The following is a 12,735-nucleotide window of genomic DNA, read 5'->3' as shown; positions in this document are numbered from 1 at the left end:
AGGCACAGAGGCACAGAGGGATTTTTTGTAGAGAGGGATAGAGGGAACAGGCACAGAGGCACAGAGGGATTTTTTGTAGAGAGGGATAGAGGGAACAGGCACAAAGGCACAAAGGGATTTTTTGTAGAGACGCAATGCTTGCGTCTCAGCGATGGAGAAGACACAACGTGATTTTGGGTAAAGACACTATCCTACTGTCATGTATTTGATAGATTTTTTTCACACTTTGTGCCTCTTTGCCTCTGCGCTTTTGTTTAAAAGCCTTTAAGGTATTATCATAACCTTGGTCGTTGTTATGGACTTTGGTTGTCACAAACAATTCGCTTCTCTGGATATTACTTCGTCGTATGGCATTGCCGATTTCTATCTCATTTTCATACATCGAAGCCGTATCAATTAATCGATAGCCTGTCTCAATCGCCCATTCTACGGCTTGCTCGGCTTCTTGGTTGTACATATCATACACTCCAAGCCCCAACAAAGGCATGGTTTGTCCCGTATTTAAAGTTGTATATAACTGCATGGTTTTAGATTATTTGTGTATTGGTGATTGAGTGATTTTATTAAATATTTCGTCGACAAAAATCACTCAATCACCACTCATTCAATCGCTCAATAACTATCAAGTCCAAGTAATTTTTTGCCTAAATCTGACAAAACTGCTGTTTCGTATCGGTCTCTTTCAAAATTTCTTGGGTCGCCTGGGAATGCGTATCCTTCAGGAGCGATACGGTTTTTCCATGAATTAATTCGCCAGTTTTTCAAAGCCTCATTGTCTTCCTCGGCTGGCATCATCGAAATATATTGGGCAATACGCACCTTATCTTCACTCTTATTTGGACGAATGCCATGTGGCTGTGTACTATTAAAAATAAGCAAATCTCCAGCTTCTAGTTTTACTTTGACTAATTGGTCTTCAAATCCAGTAATATCTGGTTTAAATCTGTCTCTATCTTCTGGTTGAGTCAATTTCCAAGTATCATAAGTACGATATAACTCAGGAATACATTGAAAACCTCCCATATTTTCGTCCGTCTGGTCAGCCAATGCTAAAACTCCCTGTACATTCTGAGGGCGAGTTTCGGGGTCATAGTCCCAGTGGATAAAACCCTTGAAAATATGATTTGGTCGCATCGGGAAATTCAAATTTGCTCTGTCAATGGTTACCCACAATTTTTCGGTACCCCAAACGTCCACAAAAGCATCATATACACGTTGTGCCTGACGGTTTTCCCACAACAACTGATGATTATACACCTCGACCATGCCACTGCCTACCAATTCCTTCATTTGCATTTCGGCTCTCGGTGCTGAATACCAAGTGTCAGGATTCGTAGGATCTTTTTCCTCAAACTCCCAAAGAAAGGCTGCTGTCTTTGCGGCTTGCTCACGTGAGATGGCATTTTTGATGACTACATACCCATTATGAATCCAAAATTGCCAATCTTCTTCGCTCAATACACGTAAGGGTTTACCATTGCTACGGTCATTCAAACCGATTTTGCTACTCGTCGCAGTCGAAGGATTTCCCGGAATATCTTTATGATTTTGATTGGCCATCATTGTAGGGGCCATTGTCGGAGTCATTTGCATGGTCTTGTTAGTTTAGTAATATCTATTATTGAAATTGTTATACAAATTTATCCTGTTATTCTACTCAAAATCTTGGCTAATAATTGCCATTTTTTGAACAATTTTGATTTTTTGATAAATAATGATTTGCAAATGGATAAATAAAGTTCAAAATTTGACAAATTCATAGCAAGCTCATAAGCTAGTTGATTGTGCTTAAACGGTATTTTGAGGTTTTTTTTTAAAATCCACAGCAAAGAACTATGAAACTCGTTTTAGAAGAATTTTCTCCAGACTCTAATAGCTCATTTCGGATTATGCAAAATCCAAGATTGAGTCAGATTTTTTATTGGCATTTTCACCCCGAAATCGAACTGGTCTATATCGAAGGTACTGATGGGACTAGGCATGTAGGCGAGCATATATCGCGCTATAATTACAATGATTTGGTGTTGATAGGCTCTAATATTCCGCATCTCAATTTTGATTACATGGTCAAGACGGAGGATTATGAAAAAGTAGTTTTGCAGTTGAGCCCGTCATTTTTGGGAAATGGACTGACCCAAACGCCCGAACTCAAAGGAATAGCCGAGCTGTTTGAGCGTTCACAATACGGTATTGCTTTTGGCGAAAATGTAAAGATAGCATTGGCCGAAAGAATGAAAAATATCCGTACAATTCCCCCTTTTGAGCAGTTTTTGGAGGTATTGACCATTTTTCAGTTTTTAGCTAATACGACTGAATACGAACTTTTACACGAAAAACCTGTTGAAAATCAATATAACAAAAAAGACCAAGAGCGTATCAAACGCTTGTATCAGTTTATCGATGAAAACTATCAGCGAAAAATAGAACTGAGCGAAGTCGCCGAAATGACTAATCTGTCAGAAGCGGCTTTTTGTCGCTATTTTAAAAGAATGACACGCCTGACTTTTATCGAATTTTTGAATCATTATCGGGTCAATCAAGCCAAAAATTTATTGCTTTTAGACAAAAATGTTACCGAAACCTGCTTCGATTGTGGATTTGAAAGTATGTCCTATTTTAACAGAACTTTCAAAAAGCTGACTGGAGTCAACCCTTTGGCATTTAAAAAGCATTATTTTTGAGACTTGTGTAGATTAATCTGTGGTTAACCAATAAAATAGAATGACTCCTTTTATAAGTTTAGAAAATACAGCACTCAGAAAATTTGAAAAAATTGTCGTCCGTAACCTCACTTGGCAAATAGAAGACCAACAGCATTGGGCTATTGTAGGCGAAAATGGTTCGGGTAAAACCACCTTATTGGAAGCCTTGGCTGGTAAAATTCCATTTGTGGGAGGAAAAGTTAAATTCCATTTTCTGGAAGAAGGACAATTACTGAAAGATAAAATCGAGTTGGTATCCAGAGATTATTCTGGAAATCGCATCCTGAATTCTGCCGCACAATATTACCAACAGCGTTTTAATGTATATGATGCCGAAAACTCGCCAACAGTTCGTGAGTTTTTGACAGACCAAATGAAGCCAATAGGTACAATTGATGAAAAATCGGTTAAATTACCTCCTTCGCCATATACCGAAGATGAGTTATTGAATGCTGCAAAAGTATTGCGTATCGAGCATTTGCTCGAACGTAAATTGATGACCCTTTCAAACGGAGAAACTCGTCGTACCTTACTGACTCGTTCTTTCCTAAAACGTCCTAAAGTGATGTTATTGGATACCCCATTTGTGGGCTTAGATGTCGCTTCCAGAGCCATATTGCATGAGGCAATCAATGCTATTTCGCAACATGGCACACATATCATTTTGGTAACTACGCCCGATGAAATTCCGACTTGTATTACGAATGTTTTTGAACTAAAGAAAAGTACCGAAACCGAAACTACACAGGAGGTCAATTTAGATCATGCTCTCTTGGAAGAACTTTTGGCATCGAGCACAAGCCAAGATAACTTCGAATACGCTGTTCGTATGCGTAACGTAAACGTAAGTTATGGAAACAAAAAGGTACTGAATACGCTCAATTGGGAAGTAAAACGTGGTGAAAAATGGGCTGTATTAGGGCCAAATGGTTCTGGTAAATCTACACTTTTGAGTCTTATTAATGCCGATAATCCACAAAGTTATGCCAATGATTTTGACCTTTTCGACCGAAAAAGAGGTTCGGGAGAGTCGATTTGGGATATCAAAGGCAAAATAGGGTTTGTATCGCCTGAACTACATTTATTTTTTACCAAGCGTACAGAAGTATTTAAAGCTGTTGCCTCTGGGTTGTACAATACCAATGGTTTGTATCAAGCATTAAAACCTGGACAACAAGAGTTAGCCGAGAAATATCTTCGCTTGTTGGGGATAGAGCATTTGGCACAAAAACGTTTCGCTGAAATTTCTACAGGCGAACAACGTATGGTTTTGTTGGCAAGAGCGCTCATTAAAAATCCTCCATTATTGGTTTTAGACGAGCCTTGTCAGGGGCTTGATCAACAGCATATCCGTTATTTTAGGGATTTGGTTGATGAAATTTGTATTAAATTGAATAAAACGTTGCTTTACGTAACGCATTATGAAGGTGAGATACCAGCCTGTGTATCAAAAGTGTTAAAAATGACAGAAGGTAATGCTCAAATTTTAGATAGATAAGTAATCGTGCAGAATAATATTTAAGTTATATGTTTAGGCATAAGGCAACAGGCACAAGGCAAAGAGGGTAAAAATGTTTATTAGTAACGATAGCTATATTTTTGCCGAAAGCTCAAAAATTGAATTTCATTTTGCGTGCTAACTTAATATCATAGCTGGTAGTCGGCTGGGAGCAGTCAGATTTGAGCCGACTATCATAAAATTCTTATCTTTTATTTTTTTAGTTAAAATAAATAATTAATTTAGTAACTAGTTACGTAACTGATTACATAAAAATGGATATTATAAAAGAACTTGGCCCATTAGCGATTGCGAGTAGGATGAAACGTCTTGCCGAATTGGTTTTTAAGCAGGCCGTGAATGTATATCGTGTACATGATATAGATTTTGAACCAAAGTGGTTTCCTCTTTTTTACTTGTTGTCTCAAAAGGAGTCAATCGGTGTGATGGAAGCATCGGAGTATCTCCATATTTCACATCCTGCGGTGATTCAATTTTTGAAAGAATTAGAAAAAAAAGGCTGGGTAATGTCCGAAAAATCGCCTGAAGATGCACGTAAACGTATCTTGAAACTAACAGAAAAAGGCTGGGCTTTTTTACCGCAGTTACAAGAAATTTGGGATAATCTCAAAACAGTGAATCAGCAACTCATAGATAAAGAATCGCACGACTTAATGCGTTCATTGGAATCTTTTGAGCAATATTTTTTGAAAGATGGTGTTTATATGGACTATTATCAAAAATACATTGATGAAAAATCAAAGTAGCTCATAGTAAGTATTAGTGCTGAATTATGAGTTGTGAATTGTGAATGTAAAATTTTAATTATCAATATCTTACATCCTCAATCGATTAAATCTTATTTTGCACGATTACTTAAGTAATAAAAAAGAAGGAAAGTTCTCTCAAAAAGCTATCACCCAACTACATAAACTTCAACTTTAATACAATGCAAATTCCTATTTATCAAGTAGACGCTTTTTCTTCTAACGTATTTGGAGGAAATCCAGCAGCAGTTTGTCCACTCGAATCTTGGTTGACAGACGACTTAATGCAAAAAATTGCTTTAGAAAACAACTTAGCCGAAACAGCCTTTTTTGTACAAGAAACTGATACTCGTTTTCATATTCGTTGGTTTACGCCAACGGTAGAGGTTGATTTGTGTGGACATGCTACCTTGGCAACTGCACATGTATTATTTACGGAGCTAGGTTATGGGCATGAAGTTATCGAGTTTTTTTCGAGAAGTGGCATTTTGACCGTACAAAAACAAGGAGATTTATTGGAGCTGAATTTTCCAGCGGATGAAATCAAGGAAGTGGAACCACTACCAGCTTTAAATGAATGTTTAGGCGTAAATATCCTTCATACCTATCGTGGCAAGTCGGATTATATGGTAGTACTCGAAAATGAAACATTGGTGTTAGAACTTCGCCCTGATTTTCGTCAAATGGCAACAATCGAAGCCAGAGGAATTATTGCAACCGCCAAAGGTAGCAAGGTAGATTTTGTGTCACGCTTCTTCGGCCCACAATCAGGGATTGATGAAGACCCAGTGACGGGTTCGGCACATACTACTTTGACACCTTACTGGGCTGAACAACTCGGCAAAACAGAACTAACAGCTTGGCAAATATCCCCCCGTAAAGGCGAATTATGGTGTAAATTAGAAGGCGATAGAGTCAAAATTGCTGGAAAGGCAGTGCTATATCTTAAAGGGCAAATCTTTGTGTAGGCTTTAAGCTCTCGGCTATAGGCATTCGGCAAAAAAGTTTCTTTGAATTCATGGGGAATATTTTACCGAAAGCTCATAGCCGAAAGCTCAATGTTTGAATTTGCCCAAAAGTTAATTTGAACATACCAATATGATGATGAGTGCAATCCAATAACTGATATACCAATAACTGACAACTTTTTTATAAAAGCCTACGGCTCAAAGCTATAGCATGATAGATTTATGACAAAGGAATCAATACAAATCGAATCATTCCAACCTCAGTACAAAGAGGATTTTAAGACTTTGAATTTAGAGTGGATTCAAAAGTATTTTAAGGTAGAACCGCATGATGTGGAGCAACTGGAAAATCCTGAAAAATATATTTTGGAAAGTGGAGGACAGATTTTTTTTGCTCTCTATCAAAATCAAGTAGTTGGAACAGTAGCTTTAGTCAAAAATAGCGATACCGATTATGAAATGGCTAAAATGGCGGTAAATCCACAATATCAAGGTATCGGAGCAGGAAAGGTTTTGTGTGCGCATACGATTCAGGCGGCAAAAGATTTAGGAGCAAAAGTTCTATGGTTAGTTTCCTCGACTCAGCTTACTCCAGCTTTGACGATGTATCGCAAATTAGGCTTCGTAGAAGTTCCGATTGGCGAAACCGAATATTCTCGTGCAGATATTAAAATGGAGATAGTGTTTTAGAAATTTTAGACAGGTATTTCTGTTTGAGAAAAAGCGCCGTAGGTACGAAAGACTTCAATATAATTGGTGTTCTTTCGTATCTATGGCGCTTTTTTAGCTATACACTAAATCTAAAAGGCAAGCTATCCTAGGCAAGGACATTTTGATAAATGAATAGGCTAGGAAACCCTTCTTTTCAAGAAATGGTTGTATTTTTAAAGTACTCAATGAAAAATAGACCAAGAGTATGACTCAAAATACCTCATCAGTTTTATACGCCGTAGTGGTTGGCACTTTTCAACAAATCGAAATAGGAGCTTTTGAAAAAGCCTTTATCAACCAGTTGCAAAATCAATATCCCGAAGTGGTTCTTGTAATTGCGTCAGCGCCTATTCCTTCTAGCAAAAATCACCCTTTAGATGTAGAAACCAGAAAGTTGATGCTGGAAAAGGAATTTCCAAAGACTAAAATTACTACTTTCAAAAAACAAATTTCTGCGCAAGCCACCTCACAAGCCTTAGAAAGTGCTATTGCTCAGGCTGTTGGGGAAAGTGTTAATTGTCAACTATTTGTCTTCAAGGAAAGCAACAATCTCACCCAGTACGAGCTCCCTTATCCATTCGAATGGGTTGAGTTGCCCGAATATGCACCACACATCATTGGCGACGCCGACCGTTCGCAAGTAGCCTATCGCGCAGGTGTATTCCAAACCGTTCGAGCGCAATATCCGAAAGTGTTTCCAACCGTTGATGTTGCCATTGTTTCTGGCGATAAAGTTTTACTTGGTAGAAAACCTCAGCAAGCACTTTTTAGATTTATCGGAGGGTTTATCGACCCCGAAGACGATTGTTTCGAAGATGCAGCCATCCGAGAAGCCGAGGAGGAAACAGGTTTGAAATTAACCAAAGCTCGATACATTGGTACTGCCAAAATAGATGATTGGCGATACAGAGAAGAAGTAGATAAAATCATTACCAGTTTTTTTGTAGCCGAATACGAAGGAGGGACTCCCACAGCACAAGATGATATTGAAGAGTTAAGATGGTTCGATATCGCTTCTTTGACTGAGCAAGATTTTGTAGAAGAGCATCGTGTGATTTTTAGGTTATGGGAAAAAAAGGGATTTTAAGGATTGAGGATGTCGGATATTTGATTTCGGATTCTTTAGCACGTGGTTGAATTATTTTAGTTGCCAAAAGTATTTTACCGAATGCCCAATGCTGATTGCCCACGGCCTACAAGAAATATTTATCTTGATAAGTTCTTTACTACATCAAGAATTCTATCTTTGTTTTTTAATAAAAACTTAACGTAAGCTAAATTCTCAGGACCTAAGAAATCGGGAAATGGTTTGAAAGCCTTTAGCTTACTGCTATAAATACAGCTTTTCGAAGCCCAAACCGAGTTGATATGCAAAATAATATCCTCCTACTCACCGACAGCTACAAGCTGAGTCATTACAAACAATATCCTTCTGGAACTAGTCATATCTACAGTTATTTCGAGAGTCGCGGAGGTAAATTCGAGCAAGTTACTTTTTTCGGATTGCAGTATTTGCTTAAAGAATATTTGGCAGGAGAGGTTGTTACGCAAGCCAAGATAGACCAAGCTGCTAAACTTTATGCCGCACATTTTGGCTCAGAAACGCTATTTAACCGTCAAGGCTGGGAATATATTCTCGAAAAATATCAAGGTAAACTTCCCATAAGAATCAAAGCCGTTGCCGAAGGTGCAGTTATTCCGACACATCACGTACTAATGACCGTCGAAAATACCGACCCAAAATGTTATTGGTTAAGCAATTTTTTAGAAACCTTATTAGTGCAACTATGGTATCCATGTACAGTTGCTACCACCAGCAAGGCCGTTCGTTCATTGATTTTATCCTATTTAGAAAAAACAGGAGACCCAAGTCTTATTGATTTCAAACTTCATGATTTTGGGTTTAGAGGAGTCTCTAGTGTCGAAAGTGCAGGTATAGGAGGAGCGGCGCATTTGGTAAACTTTATGGGTACAGATACCGTAACCGCCTTGACCTTTATCCAAGAGTACTATCAGCCCGACAGTATGTTTGGTTTCAGTATTCCAGCGGCCGAACACAGCACTATTACGAGTTGGAAACAAGAAGGCGAACTAGACGCCTATCGCAATATGCTTGACCAATATCCAGAAGGGTTAGTGGCGGTTGTGAGCGATAGCTACGATGTGTATCACGCCTGCGAAAAACTTTGGGGCGAAGCTTTGAAAGAAAAGATTTTAGCGAGAAATGGTACTTTAGTAGTTCGTCCAGATAGTGGTGTTCCTAAGGATGTAGTGTTGAAAGTGACAGAGATTCTTGGTGAAAAAATAGGTTATACCGTCAATGAAAAAGGCTATAAAGTATTAGTGCCACAAATCAGAGTAATCCAAGGTGATGGTGTCAACTATGAAAGTATTGGCGAAATTCTTGAAAATCTTGCTGTAAATGGTTGGAGTGCTGATAATATTACTTTTGGGATGGGAGGGGCACTTTTGCAAAAAGTCCATAGAGATACCCAAAAATTTGCCTTCAAATGCAGTTGCGCCACAGTCGACGGACAAGACCGCTTAGTATTTAAAGACCCTATTACAGACCACGGTAAAAAGAGTAAGAAAGGGCGTTTGAAACTCATTCTCAAAGACAACGAATATCATACGGTTAACCTCGACGAAGAAGGAGAGGATTTACTCGTGACAGTTTTTGAAAATGGAGAAATCTTGAAAGATTATACTTTTGACGAAGTGAAGGAGAATAGTTTATAAGTAATTGCACAAAATGATATTTATTTATGTGTTTAGGCACAAGGCAACAGGCACAAGGCAAAGAGTGTTAAAATGTTTTAATAACCACAGCCATGCTTTTTTCCAATGCCCACCGCCCAAAGCCGTTACCTGAAAGCTTAAAGCAAAATAAAATTTAATTTTTGAGCTTACAGCTTTGGGCATTCGACAAAACATATTTATCATTACTATAAAACATTTTAACACTCTTTGCCTAGTGCCTGTTGCCTGTTCCCTAAAACACATAAATCAAATCTAATTTTGCAGCAATACTTACTAACTTAGTAATATATCTTGAACATGAAAGTAATAGATAAACTTGCTTGGATAGAGTTACAGAATCAATCTATCCTTTCCACAAAAAGTTATGGGAAGGATAAGTTCTATATCCCAGGAGGAAAAAGAGAAGTAGGAGAGACCGACGAGCAGGCTTTGCTTCGAGAAATAGAAGAAGAATTGAGCGTAAAACTTCAAGCTGAAACCCTAAACTATATAGGTACTTTTGAAGCACAAGCGCATGGACATCCTGAAGGTGTTGTGGTTAGAATGACCTGTTATTCAGGAAAATATACAGGCGATTTAAAAGCCAGTTCAGAAATAGAAGTAATCCAATGGCTCAAATACACAGACCAAGACAAAATTGCAGAAGTTGACAAGTTGATTTTCGACTATTTAAGAGAAAAGGGTTTGTTGGATTAAACTATTTTTCAAAAATATAAACACCCCCTTCCTAATTCACTAAAATGTGTTAGGAAGGGGGTGTTTGTTTTCATCAGCAAAAATCTATTTCAAAATCGTTTCAATTTTTGCTAATTCTTCTGCTGAAAAGTTGGTGTTTTTAAGGCATTCCAACGAATCTAATAACTGAGCTGGTCGACTAGCACCTACTAAAACTGATGTTACTCTGTGGTCTTTCAAAATCCATGAAAGAGCCATTTGTGCTAAACTTTGTCCGCGCTCTTGAGCGAGAGTATTTAGTTGCTGTATTTGCTCTAGTTTTTCAGGAGTAATCATCGCCGTTTTCAAGAAACCATGAGGCTTGGCAGCTCTGGAATCTTCTGGTACACCTTGAAGATATTTGTTAGTCAATAAACCCTGCGCCAATGGCGAGAAAGGAATACACCCAATACCTTCTTTTTCCAGAGTATCTAATAATCCGCCTTCTACCCAACGTTCAAACATCGAGTATTTGGGCTGATGAATAACACAAGGCGTACCCAACTGCTTGAGAATAGCGCTTGCTTGAGCTGTTTCTTCAGCTTTATAATTTGAGATACCTACATACAAAGCTTTTCCTTGACGAACAATCAAATCTAAAGCCGCCATAGTTTCTTCTAAAGGCGTATTTGGGTCTGGGCGATGGTGATAAAAAATATCTACGTATTCCAATCCCATACGCTTAAGACTTTGGTCTAGGCTAGCGACAAGGTACTTTTTTGAACCCCAATCGCCATAAGGACCAGGCCACATCGTATATCCTGCTTTGGTCGAAATAATCAACTCATCACGATAGGGCAAAAAGTCTTTTTTGAGAATTGTTCCAAAATTTTCTTCTGCCGAGCCTGGAGGAGGCCCATAGTTATTGGCAAGGTCAAAATGCGTAACGCCTTGGTCAAAAGCCGTATGAAGGATAGCACGGTAGTTTTCGAAGGTATCTACGCCTCCAAAATTATGCCATAAGCCCAACGAAAGCGCTGGAAGTTGTAGTCCACTGCGTCCACAACGACGATACGTCATGTCGCCGTAGCGTGTAGGATTAGCAAGGTAAGTCATTTATGAAAAATAGAGTTTAGCTGTAATTCAATCTATTTTATGCCTCTTGAGGGTATTTTAAGCCCACTTGAGCACGAATTTCATCCATAAGTTCCATCAATTCTAAGCTAAATTGTAAAGGAAGTTTATCGTTTTCGATACGTCCTTCTGCCAAACAACGCTGCACGTCGATAGCTTCATAGCTATATCCCCAGCCATTACGTTCGGTTGCTATTTCTTGAGGTTCTTCGCCTTCGATAGTTAGGGTAAAACCAAAAGTTTCATGGAAACGACCATGAATAAAGATTTTGCCTTTTGTACCATAAATCGTACAAGTCGTATCTGTTTTAGCGGCTAGTGTTGAAAATAAAGAGGCCGTTGCACCGTTAGGAAATGCCAGAGCAATAGACATATTCATATCTACGCCTGTAGGTGCCATTACGCCCACGGCTTTTACTTGAGAAGGAATTCCCAAAAGTAGTTTACTAATAAATAAAGGGTAAATACCAATATCCATCAACGAGCCACCAGTCAATTCAGGGTTGAAAAGACGACCTTCTGGGTCATAATTTGCCAAAAAGCCAAAGTCTGCTACGATATGTTTGATTTCTCCAATGGTGCCATTTTCGATAATCTCTTTGATTTGATTAATAGCAGGGTGAAAACGAGTCCAGATAGCCTCCATCAAGAATACTTGTTTCTCTTGAGATTTAGCAATCATGCTTTTTACCATTTGGCTATTGATAGCAAAAGCTTTTTCACATAATACAGGTACACCAGCTTCGAGGCACATTAAGGTATTTTCACAATGTTGCGCATGAGGTGTTGCAATATAAATCACATCGACAAGACCACTGTTGGCAAGCTCTTCATAGCTTCCAAACGTGTTGGGGCAGTTGTATGGCTTGGCAAATTCCTGTGCTTTTTCGAGGCTACGGGAGGCTACCGCATTGAGTAAAGCGTTTGGAACACTCATGAGGTCATCAGCAAATTTTTCAGCGATTTTTCCACAGCCAATAATTCCCCAGCGAGTAGGAGAGGTTGAGATTGTATTTTCCACGGGAGTAGGTAATTTGTTAAATTGAGGATAGAATTTTGAAGAGTGATAATGATGGTGAATCACTCAAAATAAGTACCTAAAGATAGGGACAAACAAGTGAACAGACAAGCTACGATGTCCGTCCTATTTAGTGATTGAGCAAATGAGTGATTATTTGGAATAAGAATTTTACAGGTAGAGAGGCAATACTTTACGTCTAAAGTGATTATGTTCTTCAATATATCATCAAAAAAAGGCGTTCGAAAAACTAATTTTGAACGCCTTTTTTATCCTAAAATGCAAGATGATGCATCATTAGTGTACGGAGGATTCCAAAGAATTGCAGATTTGGGATTGGTGATTTCGGATATAAGGTTAAATAACTTTATTTTTTAAGAAAAGTAAAGATTACACTTCCGAAATCCAACATCCGATATCCGAAATAAACAGTTATAGAATCCTTCGTACACTCCTGTTGATGTTAAACTATCTGCTGTTAGATTTCAGAAGTATAGCTTAATTTTTGACTGATATTTTGCGA

The 12,735-nt window shown here is 38.4% G+C and carries 12 protein-coding genes; 8 read left to right on the top strand and 4 right to left on the bottom strand.

The genetic code is table 11. From position 1 onward, the window contains the following. Positions 1–145: 145 nt before the first annotated feature. Together ACOVQ4_RS06835 and ACOVQ4_RS06830 are read right to left on the bottom strand one after the other, a co-directional pair. On the bottom strand, positions 146–523 hold the full coding sequence (locus ACOVQ4_RS06835; RefSeq protein ID WP_421819906.1) for an aldo/keto reductase: 378 nt from the start codon (positions 521–523) through the stop codon (positions 146–148). Positions 524–612: 89 nt separating this feature from the next. Beyond that, complete coding sequence (locus ACOVQ4_RS06830; protein ID WP_421819905.1) at positions 613–1,593, bottom strand: phytanoyl-CoA dioxygenase family protein; 981 nt, start codon at positions 1,591–1,593, stop codon at positions 613–615. A gap of 242 nt (positions 1,594–1,835) precedes the next feature. Between ACOVQ4_RS06830 and ACOVQ4_RS06825 the strand changes: the two genes are divergently transcribed. From ACOVQ4_RS06825 to ACOVQ4_RS06790, 8 genes are all read left to right on the top strand, one after another. Then, complete coding sequence (locus tag ACOVQ4_RS06825; protein WP_421819904.1) at positions 1,836–2,681, top strand: helix-turn-helix domain-containing protein; 846 nt, start codon at positions 1,836–1,838, stop codon at positions 2,679–2,681. Between the two features lie 40 nt (positions 2,682–2,721). Continuing rightward, a complete protein-coding gene (locus tag ACOVQ4_RS06820; RefSeq protein WP_421819903.1) occupies positions 2,722–4,200 on the top strand; it encodes an ATP-binding cassette domain-containing protein in 1,479 nt (492 codons plus the stop codon). 275 nt (positions 4,201–4,475) lie between these two features. Continuing rightward, positions 4,476–4,967, top strand: coding sequence for a MarR family winged helix-turn-helix transcriptional regulator (locus ACOVQ4_RS06815; protein WP_421819902.1), 492 nt, complete (start codon positions 4,476–4,478; stop codon positions 4,965–4,967). A 182-nt stretch (positions 4,968–5,149) separates the two neighbouring features. Beyond that, positions 5,150–5,935: a PhzF family phenazine biosynthesis protein gene (locus tag ACOVQ4_RS06810; RefSeq protein ID WP_421819901.1), complete on the top strand. Its 786-nt coding sequence runs from the start codon at positions 5,150–5,152 to the stop codon at positions 5,933–5,935. 222 nt (positions 5,936–6,157) lie between these two features. Continuing rightward, positions 6,158–6,625, top strand: a complete 468-nt coding sequence (locus ACOVQ4_RS06805; protein WP_421819900.1) for a GNAT family N-acetyltransferase — start codon at positions 6,158–6,160, stop codon at positions 6,623–6,625. Between the two features lie 226 nt (positions 6,626–6,851). After that, positions 6,852–7,733, top strand: a complete 882-nt coding sequence (locus tag ACOVQ4_RS06800) for an NUDIX hydrolase (RefSeq protein WP_421819899.1) — start codon at positions 6,852–6,854, stop codon at positions 7,731–7,733. A gap of 281 nt (positions 7,734–8,014) precedes the next feature. After that, positions 8,015–9,385, top strand: coding sequence for a nicotinate phosphoribosyltransferase (locus ACOVQ4_RS06795; protein WP_421819898.1), 1,371 nt, complete (start codon positions 8,015–8,017; stop codon positions 9,383–9,385). A gap of 318 nt (positions 9,386–9,703) precedes the next feature. Further along, entirely contained in the window at positions 9,704–10,102 is a 399-nt protein-coding gene (locus tag ACOVQ4_RS06790) for an NUDIX hydrolase (RefSeq protein WP_421819897.1), read from the top strand. An 84-nt stretch (positions 10,103–10,186) separates the two neighbouring features. Here ACOVQ4_RS06790 and mgrA read toward each other — a convergent pair whose 3' ends face one another. Together mgrA and ACOVQ4_RS06780 are read right to left on the bottom strand one after the other, a co-directional pair. Continuing rightward, positions 10,187–11,176: an L-glyceraldehyde 3-phosphate reductase gene (mgrA, locus tag ACOVQ4_RS06785; RefSeq protein ID WP_421819896.1), complete on the bottom strand. Its 990-nt coding sequence runs from the start codon at positions 11,174–11,176 to the stop codon at positions 10,187–10,189. Between the two features lie 37 nt (positions 11,177–11,213). After that, positions 11,214–12,215, bottom strand: a complete 1,002-nt coding sequence (locus ACOVQ4_RS06780) for a Gfo/Idh/MocA family protein (RefSeq protein WP_421819895.1) — start codon at positions 12,213–12,215, stop codon at positions 11,214–11,216. Positions 12,216–12,735: the final 520 nt, after the last annotated feature.

The organism is Flectobacillus sp., from assembly GCF_049240685.1.
Classification (GTDB): domain Bacteria; phylum Bacteroidota; class Bacteroidia; order Cytophagales; family Spirosomataceae; genus Flectobacillus.
The sequence above is the reverse complement of the archived record's forward strand: the minus strand, read 5'-3'. Positions and strand labels throughout refer to the sequence as shown.